Annotated in this window: 15 protein-coding genes and 1 pseudogene; 13 read left to right on the forward strand and 3 right to left on the reverse strand. The window is 57.0% G+C overall.

The genetic code is table 11. From position 1 onward, the window contains the following. The 8 genes and pseudogenes from IMQ56_RS09390 to acpS all read left to right on the forward strand — a co-directional run. Positions 1-96, forward strand: a pseudogene (locus tag IMQ56_RS09390) (SoxR reducing system protein RseC); the annotation flags it as partial. Between the two features lie 185 nt (positions 97-281). Beyond that, positions 282-2,087 (forward strand): translation elongation factor 4, encoded by a 1,806-nt coding sequence (lepA, locus tag IMQ56_RS09395; RefSeq protein ID WP_003860714.1) that lies wholly within the window; start codon positions 282-284, stop codon positions 2,085-2,087. Between the two features lie 15 nt (positions 2,088-2,102). Then, complete coding sequence (gene lepB, locus IMQ56_RS09400) at positions 2,103-3,077, forward strand: signal peptidase I (protein ID WP_006811565.1); 975 nt, start codon at positions 2,103-2,105, stop codon at positions 3,075-3,077. A gap of 223 nt (positions 3,078-3,300) precedes the next feature. After that, the gene (rnc, locus tag IMQ56_RS09405) at positions 3,301-3,981 is read left to right on the forward strand and encodes a ribonuclease III (RefSeq protein WP_003860711.1); all 681 of its coding nucleotides are present in this window, start codon (positions 3,301-3,303) and stop codon (positions 3,979-3,981) included. Then, the gene (gene era / locus IMQ56_RS09410; RefSeq protein WP_003860709.1) at positions 3,978-4,883 is read left to right on the forward strand and encodes a GTPase Era; all 906 of its coding nucleotides are present in this window, start codon (positions 3,978-3,980) and stop codon (positions 4,881-4,883) included. The genes rnc and era overlap by 4 nt, the downstream gene beginning before the upstream one ends. Positions 4,884-4,900: 17 nt before the next feature. Next, positions 4,901-5,608, forward strand: a complete 708-nt coding sequence (gene recO / locus IMQ56_RS09415) for a DNA repair protein RecO (RefSeq protein WP_015572142.1) — start codon at positions 4,901-4,903, stop codon at positions 5,606-5,608. Between the two features lie 75 nt (positions 5,609-5,683). Beyond that, positions 5,684-6,415, forward strand: coding sequence for a pyridoxine 5'-phosphate synthase (gene pdxJ, locus IMQ56_RS09420; RefSeq protein WP_015572143.1), 732 nt, complete (start codon positions 5,684-5,686; stop codon positions 6,413-6,415). Then, complete coding sequence (acpS, locus tag IMQ56_RS09425; protein WP_015572144.1) at positions 6,415-6,795, forward strand: holo-ACP synthase; 381 nt, start codon at positions 6,415-6,417, stop codon at positions 6,793-6,795. Before pdxJ ends, acpS begins: the two co-directional genes overlap by 1 nt. Here the strand turns inward: acpS and IMQ56_RS09430 are convergent. Both IMQ56_RS09430 and IMQ56_RS09435 read right to left on the reverse strand, forming a co-directional pair. Beyond that, the gene (locus IMQ56_RS09430; RefSeq protein ID WP_003860704.1) at positions 6,792-7,052 is read right to left on the reverse strand and encodes a YfhL family 4Fe-4S dicluster ferredoxin; all 261 of its coding nucleotides are present in this window, start codon (positions 7,050-7,052) and stop codon (positions 6,792-6,794) included. The genes acpS and IMQ56_RS09430 overlap by 4 nt on opposite strands. A gap of 56 nt (positions 7,053-7,108) precedes the next feature. Beyond that, positions 7,109-7,957 (reverse strand): MurR/RpiR family transcriptional regulator, encoded by an 849-nt coding sequence (locus IMQ56_RS09435; protein WP_003860702.1) that lies wholly within the window; start codon positions 7,955-7,957, stop codon positions 7,109-7,111. Positions 7,958-8,075: 118 nt separating this feature from the next. Between IMQ56_RS09435 and murQ the strand changes: the two genes are divergently transcribed. From murQ to tadA, 4 genes are read left to right on the forward strand one after another with little or no spacing between them, the layout of a single operon-like run. Continuing rightward, complete coding sequence (murQ, locus tag IMQ56_RS09440; RefSeq protein ID WP_015572145.1) at positions 8,076-8,972, forward strand: N-acetylmuramic acid 6-phosphate etherase; 897 nt, start codon at positions 8,076-8,078, stop codon at positions 8,970-8,972. 9 nt (positions 8,973-8,981) lie between these two features. Further along, positions 8,982-10,346 carry a PTS transporter subunit EIIC gene (locus IMQ56_RS09445; RefSeq protein WP_196063792.1) on the forward strand — a complete coding sequence of 455 codons (1,365 nt, stop codon included), beginning with the start codon at positions 8,982-8,984 and terminating at the stop codon, positions 10,344-10,346. A gap of 3 nt (positions 10,347-10,349) precedes the next feature. Further along, positions 10,350-10,985 carry a phosphatidylglycerophosphatase C gene (yfhb, locus tag IMQ56_RS09450; protein ID WP_040117993.1) on the forward strand — a complete coding sequence of 212 codons (636 nt, stop codon included), beginning with the start codon at positions 10,350-10,352 and terminating at the stop codon, positions 10,983-10,985. 24 nt (positions 10,986-11,009) lie between these two features. Beyond that, on the forward strand, positions 11,010-11,549 hold the full coding sequence (gene tadA / locus IMQ56_RS09455; protein WP_022649032.1) for a tRNA adenosine(34) deaminase TadA: 540 nt from the start codon (positions 11,010-11,012) through the stop codon (positions 11,547-11,549). Here the strand turns inward: tadA and mltF are convergent. After that, a complete protein-coding gene (gene mltF, locus IMQ56_RS09460; protein WP_196063793.1) occupies positions 11,437-12,987 on the reverse strand; it encodes a membrane-bound lytic murein transglycosylase MltF in 1,551 nt (516 codons plus the stop codon). The two genes, tadA and mltF, sit on opposite strands and share 113 nt — an antisense overlap. Positions 12,988-13,254: 267 nt before the next feature. Between mltF and purL the strand changes: the two genes are divergently transcribed. Then, the gene (purL, locus tag IMQ56_RS09465) at positions 13,255-17,142 is read left to right on the forward strand and encodes a phosphoribosylformylglycinamidine synthase (protein WP_196063794.1); all 3,888 of its coding nucleotides are present in this window, start codon (positions 13,255-13,257) and stop codon (positions 17,140-17,142) included. The last annotated feature ends 91 nt before the right edge of the window (positions 17,143-17,233 follow it).

Consider the following 17,233-nt stretch of genomic DNA (forward strand, 5'->3'; position numbering starts at 1 on the left):
CTTGCCGCCCGGGAAGCGTGGCAGCCCGTTATCCTCAGCGTTGCACTGGCACCCGACCAACTTCGTGTTGAGACGCTCTCTTCTGAGGCCCGGTAATCTGCCGGGCTTTATTATTATTTACATCGCAATAAAGAAAACGCCGTCTCTTCGCGCTATACCTGGCTCTAAGTGCATTTCCAGCTGACGAGGATGTAGTGTAGAATGCTGCGTTTTCGCACTGAAAAACGTCAGGCTAAGAACAGCGGCCTCCAGGAATTCGTAAGGCATAATTATTTAACTATATGAAGAACATACGTAACTTTTCGATCATTGCTCACATTGACCACGGTAAGTCGACGCTGTCTGACCGTATTATCCAGATTTGCGGTGGCCTGTCTGATCGTGAAATGGCAGCCCAGGTTCTGGACTCCATGGACCTGGAACGCGAACGCGGTATTACCATCAAAGCGCAGAGCGTGACGCTCGACTATAAAGCTTCCGATGGTGAAACCTATCAGCTGAACTTTATCGACACCCCAGGGCACGTTGACTTCTCTTATGAAGTGTCACGCTCGCTGGCGGCCTGCGAAGGCGCGCTGCTGGTGGTGGATGCCGGGCAGGGCGTAGAGGCCCAGACGCTGGCAAACTGCTACACCGCCATGGAAATGGATCTTGAAGTGGTGCCGGTTCTGAATAAAATCGACCTGCCAGCCGCCGATCCTGAGCGCGTAGCGGAAGAGATTGAAGACATCGTCGGTATTGATGCGACCGATGCAGTGCGCTGCTCGGCGAAAACCGGTGTCGGTGTTCCGGACGTACTGGAACGTCTGGTGCGTGATATTCCGCCGCCGGAAGGCGACCCGGATGCGCCGCTACAGGCGCTGATCATCGACTCCTGGTTTGATAACTACCTCGGCGTTGTCTCGCTGGTGCGTATTAAAAACGGCACCATGCGTAAAGGCGACAAAATCAAGGTCATGAGCACCGGCCAGGTCTACAACGCTGACCGTCTGGGCATCTTCACGCCAAAACAGGTTGACCGTACCGAACTGAAATGCGGCGAAGTGGGCTGGCTGGTCTGTGCAATTAAAGACATCCTCGGCGCGCCGGTGGGCGATACCCTGACCGGTGCACGTAACCCGGCAGATAAAGCGCTGCCAGGCTTCAAAAAGGTGAAACCGCAGGTTTATGCGGGTCTGTTCCCGGTCAGCTCTGACGATTACGAAAACTTCCGCGATGCGCTCGGAAAGCTGAGCCTCAACGATGCCTCCCTGTTCTACGAGCCAGAAAGCTCAACGGCGCTGGGCTTTGGCTTCCGCTGTGGCTTCCTCGGTCTGCTGCACATGGAGATCATTCAGGAACGTCTGGAGCGTGAATACGATCTGGATCTGATCACCACCGCCCCGACGGTTGTCTACGAAGTAGAAACCACATCGAAAGAGGTGATCTACGTCGACAGCCCGTCCAAGCTCCCGCCGCTGAATAATATTCAGGAACTGCGCGAGCCAATCGCAGAGTGTCACATGCTGCTGCCGCAGGAGTTCCTCGGTAACGTGATCACCCTGTGTATTGAGAAGCGTGGCGTGCAGACCAACATGGTTTACCACGGTAACCAGGTGGCGCTGACCTATGAAATTCCGATGGCAGAAGTGGTGCTCGACTTCTTCGACCGTCTGAAGTCTACCTCCCGTGGCTATGCGTCGCTGGACTACAACTTCAAACGCTTCCAGGCCTCGAACATGGTTCGTGTGGACGTGCTGATCAACGGTGAGCGTGTGGATGCGCTGGCGCTGATCACCCACAACGATAACGCACCGTACCGTGGTCGTGAGCTGGTTGAGAAGATGAAAGATCTGATCCCGCGTCAGCAGTTTGACATTGCGATTCAGGCGGCCATTGGTAACCACATCATTGCCCGTTCAACCGTGAAGCAGCTGCGTAAAAACGTTCTGGCTAAGTGCTACGGCGGCGACGTCAGCCGTAAGAAAAAGCTGTTGCAGAAGCAGAAAGAAGGTAAGAAGCGTATGAAGCAGGTCGGTAACGTTGAGCTGCCGCAGGAAGCATTCCTTGCCATCCTTCATGTTGGTAAAGACGGTAACGGTAAATAACCTTAAGGAGTTGGCATGGCGAACATGTTTGCCCTGATCCTGGTCATCGCTACCCTGGTGACAGGTCTGTTGTGGTGCCTCGATAAGTTTATCTTCGCCCCAAAACGCCGTGAACGTCAGGCTGCCGCGCAGGCAGCCACGGGCGATGCGCTGGACGCGAAAACCCTGAAAAAAGTCGGCCCAAAACCGGGCTGGCTGGAAACAGGGGCATCGGTATTCCCGGTGCTGGCGATTGTGCTGGTGGTGCGTTCATTTATCTATGAACCGTTCCAGATCCCGTCAGGATCGATGATGCCAACGCTGCTGATCGGTGATTTCATTCTGGTTGAGAAGTTTGCCTATGGCATCAAAGATCCGATCTATCAGAAAACGCTGATCGAAACGGGTCATCCGAAACGTGGCGACATCGTGGTGTTTAAATATCCGGAAGATCCGCGGCTGGATTATATTAAACGCGCGGTAGGTCTGCCGGGCGATAAAGTGACCTACGATCCGGTGGCGAAAGAGGTGACCATTCAGCCAGGCTGTAGCTCTGGCACCGCATGTGAAAATGCGCTGCCAGTCACTTACTCCAACGTTGAGCCAGCTGATTTTGTGCAGACCTTCGCCCGCCGTAACGGCGGTGAAGCGACCAGCGGATTCTTCCAGGTGCCAAAAGGTGAAACCAAAGAGAATGGCATTCGTCTGGTTGAACGCAAAGAGACGCTGGGCGATGTTACTCACCGCATTCTGACCGTGCCCATCGCACAGGATCAGCTGGCAATGTACTACCAGCAGCCAGGCCAACAGCTGGCGACCTGGATTGTGCCGCCGGGACACTACTTCATGATGGGTGACAACCGCGATAACTCTGCGGACAGCCGTTACTGGGGCTTTGTGCCGGAAGCGAATCTGGTCGGTAAAGCAACCGCTATCTGGATGAGTTTTGAGAAGCAGGAAGGCGAGTGGCCGACCGGCGTTCGCCTGAATCGTATTGGCGGAATTCATTAATTTTCGCCAAAAATAACACGTAGCGGCTTTTATTCGCCGCTACGTGAATTATTTCAGCGATAAATCTCTTTGAACTAACGACATCCCCTGTCGTTGTGTATAGAATATTCCCCCGAAGTTTAAGGTTGGCCCTGCAAGGGTGCCACGGCACACGAAACCGCGTTGGTTTTCTCAGGTCGGTTTCGTGTGCTGCATTTTTGACGCATTCATTTATTGGTATCGCATGAACCCCATCGTAATTAATCGGCTTCAACGGAAGCTGGGCTACACTTTTCATCATCAGGAGTTGTTGCAACAGGCATTAACCCATCGCAGTGCCAGCAGCAAACATAATGAGCGTCTCGAGTTTTTAGGCGACTCTATTTTAAGTTTTGTGATTGCAAATGCGCTTTATCATCGTTTTCCGCGTGTGGACGAAGGTGATATGAGCCGCATGCGCGCCACGCTGGTGCGCGGCAATACCCTCGCTGAAATCGCACGCGAATTTGAGCTGGGTGAATGCCTGCGTCTGGGGCCAGGTGAGCTGAAAAGTGGTGGTTTCCGTCGTGAATCCATCCTTGCCGATACGGTCGAGGCATTGATCGGTGGCGTGTTCCTGGACAGCGATATCCAGACCGTAGAAAAGCTGATCCTTAACTGGTATCAGACCCGCCTGGACGAAATCAGCCCGGGCGATAAACAAAAAGATCCTAAAACGCGTCTGCAAGAATATTTGCAGGGTCGTCATCTGCCGCTGCCATCCTATCTGGTGGTGCAGGTGCGTGGCGAAGCCCACGATCAGGAATTTACCATCCATTGCCAGGTCAGTGGCCTGAGTGAACCGGTGGTCGGCACGGGTTCAAGCCGTCGTAAGGCTGAACAGGCTGCCGCCGAACAGGCGTTAAAAATGCTGGAGCTGGAATGAGCATCGACAAAACCTATTGCGGATTTATTGCCATCGTCGGACGTCCGAACGTTGGCAAATCCACCCTGCTGAATAATCTGCTTGGGCAGAAGATTTCTATCACCTCGCGTAAGGCGCAGACCACGCGTCACCGCATCGTCGGTATCCATACTGAAGGCGCGTATCAGGCGATCTACGTCGATACACCGGGCCTGCACATGGAAGAGAAGCGCGCCATCAACCGTCTGATGAACAAGGCGGCGAGCAGCTCCATTGGCGACGTAGAGCTGGTGATTTTCGTTGTGGAAGGCACCCGCTGGACGCCGGACGACGAAATGGTCCTGAACAAGCTGCGCGACGGCAAAACGCCGGTGATCCTCGCAGTAAATAAAGTGGACAACGTGCAGGAAAAAGCCGATCTGCTGCCGCACCTGCAATGGCTGGGCAGCCAGATGAACTTCCTGGACATCGTCCCGCTGTCTGCGGAAACGGGTCTGAACGTTGATACCATTGCGGGTATCGTGCGCAAGCATCTGCCGGAAGCGACTCATCACTTCCCGGAAGACTACATCACCGATCGCTCTCAGCGTTTTATGGCGTCTGAAATCATCCGTGAGAAGCTGATGCGTTTCCTGGGCGCTGAACTGCCGTACTCTGTGACGGTGGAGATCGAGCGTTTCCAGAGCAACGAGCGCGGCGGTTACGATATTAACGGTCTGATCCTCGTTGAGCGTGAAGGGCAGAAGAAGATGGTGATCGGCAATAAAGGCGCCAAGATCAAAACTATCGGAATCGAAGCCCGTAAAGACATGCAGGACATGTTTGAAGCACCGGTTCACCTGGAACTGTGGGTGAAAGTGAAATCTGGCTGGGCCGATGATGAGCGTGCGCTGCGCAGCCTCGGTTACGGCGAAGATCAGTAACCTAAGACGACGAGCATATGGATGGATGGCAGCGCGCCTTTGTCCTGCATAGTCGTCCCTGGAGCGAAACCAGCCTGATGCTGGACGTCTTCACGGAAGAGTCCGGTCGCGTGCGCCTTGTTGCCAAAGGCGCACGTTCCAGACGTTCTAATCTGAAAGGTGCCTTGCAGCCTTTCACCCCGCTGCTGGTCCGCTTTGGCGGGCGAGGAGAAGTCAAAACCCTGCGCAGTGCTGAAGCCGTCTCCCTGGCGCTTCCTCTTTCTGGTATCACGCTCTACAGCGGTTTGTATGTTAACGAACTCATCTCACGGGTTCTTGAACATGAGACCCGCTTCTCTGAACTTTTCTTTGATTACCTGCACTGTATTCAGGCACTTGCTGGCGCAACCGGCACCCCTGAGCCTGTGCTGCGTCGTTTCGAACTGGCGCTGCTCGGGCACCTTGGTTACGGCGTTGATTTTCTGCACTGTGCGGGAAGCGGCGACGAGGTAGAAGATACCATGACCTATCGCTATCGTGAGGAAAAGGGCTTTATTGCCAGTGTCGTCGTCGATAACAGCACCTTTACCGGGCGCCAGCTCAGAGCACTGTATGAACGCGAGTTCCCGGACGCCGACACCCTGCGTGCGGCAAAACGCTTTACCCGAATTGCGCTCAAGCCGTATCTTGGGGGCAAACCTTTAAAGAGCCGCGAATTATTCAGGCAGTTTATGCCGAAACGCTAATGTTTTACCCCTCACCCCAGCCCTCTCCCGGAGGGGGAGGGAGAAGGTAAATGAACAAAAATACCGAGGATTGTCATGGCTGAATTACTGTTAGGCGTCAACATCGATCACATCGCCACGTTACGTAATGCACGCGGTACCGCGTATCCCGATCCGGTTCAGGCGGCGTTTATCGCTGAGCAGGCTGGCGCCGACGGCATTACCGTTCACCTGCGTGAAGATCGTCGCCACATCACCGACCGGGACGTGCGCATCCTGCGTCAGACGCTGGACACCCGCATGAATCTGGAGATGGCGGTCACCGAAGAGATGCTGGCGATTGCCTGCGAGACCAAACCGCATTTCTGCTGCCTGGTGCCGGAAAAGCGTCAGGAAGTGACCACCGAAGGCGGTCTGGATGTGGCCGGGCAGCTCGACAAAATGCGCGATGCCTGCAAACGCCTGGCGGATGCCGGTATCCTGGTTTCTCTGTTTATCGACGCCGATTTCACCCAGATTAAAGCCGCTGCCGACGTGGGTGCGCCGTATATTGAAATTCACACCGGCTGCTATGCCGATGCCGAAAACGATGCAGCGCAGGCGAAAGAGCTGGAGCGAATCGCCAAAGCGGCAACCTACGCCGCGAGCCTGGGACTGAAGGTTAACGCCGGTCACGGCCTGACCTATCACAACGTAAAAGCCATCGCTGCCCTGCCGGAAATGCACGAGCTGAACATCGGCCACGCCATCATTGGCCGCGCGGTGATGAGCGGTCTGAAAGAAGCGGTTTCCGAGATGAAGCGCCTGATGCTGGAAGCGCGTCAGTAATGGCTATTCTGGGCTTAGGCACCGACATCGTTGAAATAGCCCGCATTGAAGCGGTGATCGCCCGGAGCGGCGATCGCCTCGCAAGACGCGTGCTGAGCGATAACGAATGGGCTATCTGGGAGGCGCATCAACAGCCGGTGCGCTTTCTGGCAAAGCGTTTCGCGGTAAAAGAGGCGGCGGCGAAAGCGTTCGGCACGGGCATTCGTAACGGCCTGGCGTTTAACCAGTTTGAAGTGTTTAACGATGAGCTGGGTAAGCCACGTCTGCGTTTATGGGGCGAGGCGCTTAAGCTGGCGGAAAAGCTGGGCGTGGCGCACATGCACGTAACGCTTGCCGATGAACGCCACTACGCCTGTGCGACGGTGATTATCGAAAGTTAAATTTTGTCCGCATGGTGCATCAGGACAAACTTATCCCACAGCTGTTCTTCGTTCTCGACGTGTGCCGGATCTTTTAAGATCGTATTGGGAATGGGGCACACCTTCTGGCAGGTCGGCGTCTCATAGTGGCCGATGCATTCGGTGCAGCGGTCGCTGTTAATCTCATAAATGCTGTCGCCCATCGAAATCGCCTCGTTCGGGCATTCGGGTTCGCACATATCGCAGTTGATGCATTTTTTGGTGATTAACAGCGCCATCAGGAAATTCTCAGAAACATCACAAACAGGGCGGGCATTATACGCTCATTCGTTGTTCAGACCAGTTTTTTTACTAGCTCTTCGCTGTGACGAATACGCTCTGGCGCACGCTCCAGATCCTGCTGAACCAGCGCCATAAACAGCAGGTCCGTCAGCATCATCTGCGCACTCGTCGACGAAATCGCCGCACTGCGAGTGGCCTGTTCCTCGGCGATGGTATACAGACAGCGGGTGGCCCGCTGCTGGAGCGCATTCGGGCTGAAGCCAGTAATCGCCAGAATTTTTCCTCCTACGCGCAGGGCTTCGTCGGTAGCCATATTAATTTCACGGCGCTCGCCGGAATAGGAGATGGCCAGCAGTAAATCGTCAGGATCCATGGCCTGCACGGTCGCCAGCAGCGCGTGCATATCCTGTTCAACGATGGCGTTATAGCCGATTTTTGTCAGCTTCCAGCCAAAGTTACGCGCAACCAGTCCGGAGGCGCCGATCCCGGTCAATACAATACGCCGCGCGTCGCGAAGCATGGCTACGCTTTCCAGCAGCTTCTCTTCCGTGTTCACATCCAGCGTGGCATGCATTGCCGCCACGTTCTCTTTGATCAGCTTTTCGCCGACCAGACGCATCGGATCGTCGCCGCGGATCTGGTTATGCACCGGCATTGACTGCGGATTAGGGTTGCTTACCAGTGCTTCACTGATCGCCAGTTTTAGCGCCGGAAAGCCTTTATAGCCTATCTTTTGGGCAAATTTCACCACGCTCGACTGGCTCACCCCGGCTTCGCCTGCCAGCTGCTGGGAGCTGAGGTGTCGCGCGCGATCGGGCTGAGAAAGTAAATAATCCGCCAGCTTTTTGTCACTCTGGGCAAACCCGGCGTAGCGCTGGCGAATACGAATTAAACAGTTCATACGGTCTCCTGGCGAAAATGTGATTACCCGCGCAAATACGAATTTTGCTCGCCTGAATGAATTTTATATTCCATTATAGTGCGTTTATTATGAATTAAAAATTCCAGAGGTAAATAACATGAATCTAGGCTCTCTTGTTTCTGAAACGCGTAACCCGCAAACCATGGATCTTGATGCACTGTCCACGCTGGAGCTGGTAAACCGCTTTAATCAACAGGATACCCTCGTCGCGCTGGCAGTCAAAGAGACATTGCCCGAGGTGGCGAAAGCCGTAGACGCCGCTGCCGACGCTCTGAAAGCAGGAGGACGCATTATTTACATGGGGGCGGGTACCAGTGGGCGCCTCGGTGTGCTGGATGCCTCAGAATGTCCGCCGACCTTTGGCGTTCCGCACGGTCTGGTCGTTGGCCTGATTGCCGGTGGCCCCGGCGCGCTGCTGAAAGCGGTGGAAGGGGCAGAAGACAATAAACAGCTTGGCGAAGACGATCTCAGGGCGCTGAACCTGACCGCGCAGGATCTGGTCGTCGGGCTGGCGGCTTCTGGTCGTACGCCGTACGTCATTGGTGGGCTGGAATACGCCAGACAGACGGGATGTACCACGGTGGCCATCTCCTGTAACCCGGGTTCGCCGATTGCGCAGGTGGCCGCCATTGCCATCTCTCCGGTCGTCGGGCCGGAAGCGCTCACCGGCTCCACGCGCCTGAAATCGGGAACCGCGCAGAAGCTGGTGCTCAATATGATCTCCACCGGCGCGATGGTGAAATTCGGCAAGGTCTACCAAAACCTGATGGTGGATATGCAGGCCACCAACGTCAAGCTGGTGGACAGAGCCTGCCGCATGGTGATAGAGGCGACAGGGGCAGGTCGGGAAGAGGCGGAAGCGGTACTCAAACAGACCGATTACGACGTTAAACCCGCCATTCTGATGATATTAACCGGGCTGGATGCAGCCGCGGCCAGAGCCAGGCTCGAAGCCCATCACGGGTTTTTACGGGCGGCATTAGAACACCAATAAGAGGCGTGTATGGACAAAACAGCAGCGCTCGCCAGCGACATCCTGCTTGGGATCGGTGGGGAAAAAAATATTCAGCGTCTGGAAAACTGCATGACGCGTGTACGCGTCGAGGTGCACAACGACGAAAAGCTTGATGTAACGCGCCTGAAGCAACTCCCCGGCGTGAGCGGGTACGTTAAACAGGGGCAACAGCACCAGCTGATTGTCGGTCCGGGCAAAGCGGCGCAGGTGGTTGATGCCATGCGCGCCCTGATGACGGGCGGTGAAACGGCTCCCGCCTTTGACGACGCGGAACGCACCAAAGCGCAGGCGAAAGCCAAATACAAAGCCCCCATGAGCGATGCGCTGCGCCAGCTGGCAAACGTCTTTATTCCTCTGATCCCGGCGTTTATCGCGTCGGGGCTGATTACCGGGATTATCAATATCCTCAAGCGTCCGGATATTGTCGGGAATTTTGCCACCCAGTATCCGAACCTGCTGGGTATTCTGGCGATTTTCGGCAGCGCGGTGTTTGCCATCATGAACATTCTGGTGGGGGTGAACACGGCCAAAGTGTTCGGCGGCTCGCTGGCGATGGGCGGCGTAATGGCGGGTATCCTCTCCAGCCCGCAGCTGTCGCAGATTACGCTGTTTGGCGAGGCGCTTCAGCCAGGCCGCGGTGGGGTGATTGCCGTGCTGCTGGTGGTCATTCTGATGTGCTGGATCGAGAAAAAGCTGCGCGCGTTGCTGCCAGGCTCGATTGAGCTGATCCTCAACCCGCTGCTGACCACATTGATTACCGGGAGCGTGGCGATTGTGGCGCTGCAACCGTTAGGCGGCGCGATCTCTGAAGCCATCGCCCACGGCGCGTCTCTGGCGATCGATCGCGGCGGGCTGCTGGTGGGGGCCGTGCTGTCCGGGACCTTCCTGCCGTTAGTGCTGACCGGTCTGCATCAGGGGCTGGTGCCGATCCACGTCGAACTGGTACAGGCGCACGGCTATAACGCACTGCTGCCGATCCTGTCGATGGCGGGCGTTGGGCAGGTCGGCGCGGCCATCGCGGTGCTGATGAAAACCCGCAACGCGCGTCTGAAAAAGGTCATTAAAGGGGCGCTGCCGGTCGGGTTACTCGGTATCGGCGAACCGTTGATTTTCGGCGTGACCTTGCCACTGGGTAAGCCGTTCCTGGCCGCCTGCCTCGGTGGCGCGGTGGGCGGGGCGTTAATCAGCTACTGGAAAGTGGCGACCGTCATTACCTTCGGGATCTCCGGTTTACCGCTGGCATTAACCATCGTGACCGGAAAAGTGATGCTCTATCTGTTAGGCTATCTGGTAGCGGTGATCGCCGGGTTCCTGTTTACCTGGCTGTTAGGATTCAACGACCCAGAGGAGTAAGGTTTGGCCAGTCACGAGCGTCGCGTTGTCTTTTTTGATCTGGATGGAACGCTGCATCAGCAGGATATGTTCGGCACCTTTATGCGCTACCTGCTGCGGCGCCAGCCCCTTAACGCGTTGCTGGTATTACCCCTGTTACCCGTTATTGGTATCGCGCTGCTGGTGAAAGGCCGTGCAGCGCGCTGGCCGATGAGCCTGCTGCTCTGGGGATGCACGTTTGGTCATAGCGAAGCGCGCCTTAAGCAGCTCGAACAGGATTTTGCGCACTGGTTTCGCGGCCACGTCGCCGCGTTTCCCGTGGTACAGGCGCGCCTGACCAGCTATCTCGACGCCAACGATGCCGATATCTGGCTGATTACCGGCTCCCCGCAGACGCTGGTGGAGCAGGTCTATTTTGATACGCCCTGGCTGCCGCGCGTGAATCTTATCGCGACACAAATCGCGCGCGGCTACGGCGGCTGGGTGCTGACTATGCGCTGCCTCGGACATGAAAAAGTGGTGCAGCTGGAGAAACGCATCGGTACGCCGCTGCGTCTGTACAGCGGCTACAGCGACAGCAAGCAGGACAACCCGCTGCTCTATTTTTGCCAGCACCGCTGGCGCGTCACGCCTCTGGGCGAACTTCAGCAACTCGAATAGTCTTATCTGTACCGGCTGTGTATAATGCCGCCCGCTTTTCGACTGGAGTATCAGCCCTTGTCCAACCCTGAACACAATCATGAATACTGGATGCGCCATGCGCTGGCGCTGGCTCAGCGCGCCTGGGAAGAGGGCGAAGTGCCCGTGGGCGCGGTGCTGGTCCATAACAATCAGGTGATTGGGGAAGGGTGGAACCGTCCGATTGGCCGTCACGATCCTACCGCGCATGCTGAAATTATGGCGCTGCGTCAGGGCGGACTGGTGCTGCAAAACTATCGTCTGCTTGATACCACCCTGTATGTCACCCTTGAGCCGTGCGTAATGTGCTCCGGGGCGATGGTGCACAGCCGAATCGGTACGCTGGTGTTTGGCGCGCGGGATGAAAAGACGGGCGCTGCTGGTTCACTGATGGACGTACTTGGGCATCCGGGGATGAACCACCAGGTGAAAACTATCGGCGGGGTACTTGCACCAGAATGTTCGGGTCTGTTAAGTGACTTTTTTCGAATGCGTCGGCAGCAGAAAAAGCAACAAAAGGCAGAATTGAAACCGCAGGATGATTAAGCTCGTCCGGTGCGACCACCGGATAGCTTTCAGCCAGCTGTTGCGCCTCGGCCGCCTCTTTTTCTTTCTCCAGCAGATATCCCACCAGGCTTATCTGGTACTTACGAATATTTTCCACGTAGGCATACGCTTCATGCCCGCGCGCATAGCCGTACGTCAGCTTCTGGTACCACTGTTTCTGGCTAAGCAGCGGCAGGCGCTGTTTTACATCTGACCAGCTGTCCGGGTTACCTTTGGTTTTCGCCGTCAGCGCCCGCGCGTCGAGCATGTGCGCATAACCCATGTTATAGGCGGCCAGCGCAAACCAGATCCGCTCCCCTTCCGGGACCGTCTCCGGCACTTTCGCCATCATATCCTGTAAATACTGCGCGCCGCCGCTGATGCTCTGTTCCGCATCGGTCCGGTCGCTGATGCCGAGGCTCTGGGCGGTATTTTTGGTCAGCATCATCAACCCGCGCACGCCCGTGGGGGAGGTGGCCTGAGCATCCCAGTGCGATTCCTGGTAGGAAATCGCCGCCAGCAGCTTCCAGTCAATCTCCTGGGCGTACTTCTCAAACAGCGGTTGCAGATCCGGCAGCACGCTGTCCACCGCGCGCAGGAAGGTGCGGGTGTCAACGTAATCAAAATCGTCTCCGTGACCGAGATATTTCTCTTCCAGGCGCGCCAGGGTGCCGTCTTCATTGATGGAATTAAAGAAATCGAGCATAGCCGCAGAGACGGTTTGATCGTCGTCCAGCTGGGTAAACCAGGTCACCGGCTGTTCGTCGGTCACATCCAGCGCCACGGCAATTTCAGGATGAACGCGCTGGAAAAGGCTGATCGCCACCGAATCAGCAATGGTATAGGCCAGCTTTTTATCTTTTACCTGCTCCAGTAATTCGGTCGTGCCGAGTTTAGGATCGACCGTCCAGCTGAGGTTCGGGTATTTTTTCTCTTTCAACGCCCGCAGATCGTCAATCACCACATGGCCTGGCGCAATGGTCAATTGCTGGTCGGTGATGTCGGCCAGTGAGCGCGGGCGCAGGCTACCCACACGATAAACCACCTGCTGCGACACGGAGTAATAGGTCGGGCCCGGCTGATAGTTTTTGCTGCGTTCGCTGTTGTACACCAGACCTGCGGCGAGAATATCGGCACGGTCATGGTCCAAATCATCAAACAGCTGGTTGATGTTCTGCCGCACGGTAACTTTCAGCTTCACGCCCAGATAGTCCGCAAACAGCTGTGCCAGTTCGTAATCAAGACCGATAGTTTTACCGTTGATATCGTCGTAAATAAGCGGGGAGGAGAGGGTACTGACGCGCAACTCCCCCCGCTCCTGAATGGCGGCGATACGGTTTTCGGCCTTGCCGAACCAGGGGATAGACGGCCAGAGGGCCACTGCCAGCAGCAACGTAACAATGCCGATGAGCAGATAATTAATATTTAATTTTTTCAATTAGTTAATTCTCTGCGACGCCGGTTGCCTCAGTGTGCTGTAGTCATGTTAAGAATAGAGTTTGCCATTGATTGAGCGGCATTTTGCGCAAAGTAGCGCCAGTTGGCAACCAATTAGAGAGACAGGTCACATCTATTGTTAAACATAAAGGATGATTTTATTTCGACGCAAACGGTTTCGTCGGCGCTCAGGATTCTCTATAATGACGCCCGTTTTCCCCCCTTGCGCACACTGTAAGCGCCCCGGCGCTTCGAAGACGAGAGACTTATGATGGAAATTCTGCGTGGTTCGCCTGCACTGTCTGCCTTCCGTATTAACAAACTGCTGGCACGTTTTCAGGCGGCCGACCTTCCGGTAAGCAATATTTACGCTGAGTATGTCCATTTTGCTGACCTGAATGCCCCCCTGAATGCAGAGGAGCGCGTACAGCTGGAACGCCTGCTTAAATATGGCCCAAGCCTGAGCAGCCATACGCCGACCGGCAAATTAATCCTCGCCACGCCACGCCCTGGCACCATCTCCCCCTGGTCTTCCAAAGCCACCGACATCGCTCGCAACTGCGGCCTGAGCCAGATTAACCGTCTGGAGCGCGGTGTGGCGTACTATGTGGAAGCGTCAACCCTGAGCGACGCGCAGTGGCAGGTGGTTGCCGCAGAGCTGCACGACCGCATGATGGAGAGCGTGTTTGATTCTCTGGATGATGCGCAGAAACTGTTCTCCCACCATCAGCCTGCGCCGGTACAGAGCGTGGATCTGCTGGGGCAGGGGCGTCAGGCGCTGATCGACGCAAACCTGCGTCTTGGTCTGGCGCTCGCAGAAGATGAAATCGACTACCTTCAGGATGCATTCGTTAAGCTGAATCGCAACCCGAACGACATCGAACTGTATATGTTCGCGCAGGCCAACTCCGAGCACTGCCGCCACAAGATTTTCAACGCCGACTGGATTATCGACGGCGAACAGCAGCCGAAGTCGCTGTTCAAAATGATCAAAAACACCATGGAGCAAACCCCTGACCACGTGCTGTCTGCCTATAAAGACAACGCCGCGGTGATGGAAGGTTCCGAGGTGGGCCGCTTCTTCGCCGACCGCGAAGCGGGGCGCTATGACTTCCACCAGGAGCCTGCGCATATCCTGATGAAAGTGGAAACCCACAACCACCCGACGGCGATCTCCCCGTGGCCGGGTGCAGCGACCGGCTCCGGCGGTGAAATCCGTGACGAAGGTGCGACCGGTCGCGGCGCGAAACCAAAAGCGGGTCTGGTCGGTTTCTCCGTTTCCAACCTGCGTATTCCGGGCTTTGAGCAGCCGTGGGAAGAAGACTTCGGCAAGCCAGAGCGCATTGTCACCGCGCTGGATATCATGACCGAAGGCCCGCTGGGCGGCGCGGCGTTCAACAACGAATTTGGTCGTCCGGCGCTGAACGGTTACTTCCGTACCTACGAAGAGAAAGTGGACAGCCACAACGGCGAAGAGCTGCGCGGCTACCACAAACCGATCATGCTGGCGGGCGGGATCGGCAACATTCGCGCCGATCATGTGCAGAAAGGCGAGATCGTCGTCGGCGCGAAGCTGATCGTGCTCGGCGGCCCGGCAATGAACATCGGTCTGGGCGGCGGGGCAGCCTCGTCTATGGCTTCCGGCCAGTCTGATGCGGATCTCGACTTCGCGTCCGTGCAGCGCGACAACCCGGAAATGGAGCGCCGTTGTCAGGAAGTGATCGACCGCTGCTGGCAGCTCGGCGATGCCAACCCGATTCTGTTCATCCACGACGTGGGCGCGGGTGGACTCTCTAACGCCATGCCTGAGCTGGTAAGCGACGGCGGTCGCGGCGGACGCTTCAACCTGCGCGATATCCTGAGCGATGAGCCGGGCATGAGCCCGCTGGAAATCTGGTGTAACGAATCCCAGGAGCGCTACGTGCTGGCGGTTGCCGCCGATCAGCTGCCGCTGTTTGACGAGCTGTGCCGCCGCGAGCGCGCGCCGTATGCGGTCATCGGTGAAGCGACCGAAGAGCAGCACCTTTCCTTAAGCGACACCCACTTTGACAACCAGCCGATCGATCTGCCGCTGGACGTGCTGCTCGGCAAAACGCCGAAGATGACCCGCGACGTGCAGACTCGCAAAGCGGCGGGCAAAGCGCTGGATCGCCAGGGCATCACCGTGGCAGAAGCGGTTAACCGCGTGCTGCACCTGCCTGCCGTGGCAGAGAAAACCTTCCTGGTGACCATCGGCGACCGTACCGTGACCGGTATGGTGTCGCGCGATCAGATGGTCGGCCCGTGGCAGATCCCGGTCGCTAACTGCGCTGTGACCACCGCGAGCCTCGACAGCTACTACGGCGAAGCGATGGCGCTGGGCGAACGCACGCCAGTGGCGCTGCTGGACTTCGCCGCTTCTGCCCGTCTGGCGGTCGGTGAAGCGCTGACCAACATCGCCGCGACGCAGATTGGCGATATCAAACGTATCAAACTTTCCGCGAACTGGATGGCCGCTGCCGGTCACCCTGGCGAAGATGCCGGCCTGTACGAAGCGGTGAAAGCGGTGGGTGAAGAGCTGTGTCCTGCGCTCGGCCTGACCATTCCGGTGGGTAAAGACTCCATGTCGATGAAAACCCGCTGGCAGGAAGGTAACGAGCAGCGCGAGATGACCTCTCCGCTGTCGCTGGTGATCACCGCGTTTGCGCGCGTGGAAGACGTGCGTCATACCGTTACGCCGCAGCTTTCCACTGAAGATAACGCCCTGCTGTTGATTGACCTCGGCAAAGGCCATAACGCACTGGGCGCCACCGCGCTGGCGCAGGTTTACCGCCAGCTCGGCGATAAGCCAGCCGACGTGCGCGACGTCGCCCAGCTGAAAGGCTTCTACGACGCAATTCAGGCGCTGGTGGCGCAGCGTAAGCTGCTGGCCTACCACGACCGTTCCGATGGTGGCCTGCTGGTGACGCTGGCAGAGATGGCCTTCACCGGTCACTGCGGCGTTGAAGCAAACATTGCCACGCTTGGCGAAGACCGCCTGGCGGCGCTGTTTAACGAAGAGCTTGGCGCGGTCATTCAGGTACGCGCCGCAGATCGCGACGCGGTGGAAGCGATTCTGGCGCAGCACGGTCTGGCAGACTGCGTACACTATCTCGGTAAAGCGGTGCAGGGCGACCGTTTCGTGATTGAAGCCGACGGCCACGCGGTGTTCAGCGAAAGCCGCACCACGCTGCGTATGTGGTGGGCGGAAACCACGTGGCAGATGCAACGCCTGCGTGACAACCCGGAATGCGCCGATCAGGAACACAACGCGAAGGCGAACGACAACGATCCTGGCCTGAACGTGAAGCTCTCCTTCGACATTAACGAAGACATTGCCGCGCCGTACATTGCGACCGGCGCGCGTCCGAAAGTAGCCGTGCTGCGCGAGCAGGGCGTTAACTCCCACGTTGAGATGGCGGCGGCCTTCCACCGGGCGGGCTTTGACGCCATCGACGTCCACATGAGCGACCTGCTGGCCGGGCGTACCGGGCTGGATGATTTCCAGGCGCTGGTCGCCTGCGGGGGGTTCTCCTACGGTGACGTGCTGGGCGCGGGCGAAGGCTGGGCGAAGTCTATTCTGTTCAACAGCCGCGTGCGTGACGAGTTCGAAACCTTCTTCCATCGTCCGCAGACGCTGGCGCTGGGCGTGTGTAACGGCTGTCAGATGATGTCTAACCTGCGCGAGCTGATCCCGGGCAGCGAAGCCTGGCCGCGCTTTGTGCGTAACCAGTCTGACCGCTTCGAAGCGCGCTTCAGCCTGGTAGAAGTGACCCAAAGCCCGTCTCTGCTGTTGCAGGGAATGGTCGGTTCACAGATGCCAATCGCGGTTTCGCACGGTGAAGGTCAGGTTGAAGTGCGTGATGCGGCGCACCTGGCTCAGCTTGAAAGCAAAGGACTTGTAGCGCTGCGCTTTGTTGATAACTTCGGCAAGGTCACCGAAACCTATCCGGCTAACCCGAACGGTTCGGCAAATGGCATTACCGCCGTCACCAGCGAAAGCGGTCGGGTGACGATCATGATGCCGCACCCGGAACGTGTCTTCCGTACCGTGAGCAACTCCTGGCACCCGGAAAACTGGGGCGAGGACAGCCCGTGGATGCGCATTTTCCGCAACGCGCGTAAACAACTGGGTTAAGTTTCAACGCCCTGACTGTAGGCCCGGTAAGCGCGAGCGCCACCGGGCTTTTTTGTACCTGTCGCAAAATCGCGACAATCCTCTGGGTTGA

It is taken from the genome of Enterobacter sp. Res13-Sevr-PEC09-46 (assembly GCF_015672585.1).
GTDB classification, from domain to species: Bacteria; Pseudomonadota; Gammaproteobacteria; order Enterobacterales; family Enterobacteriaceae; genus Enterobacter; species Enterobacter hormaechei_C.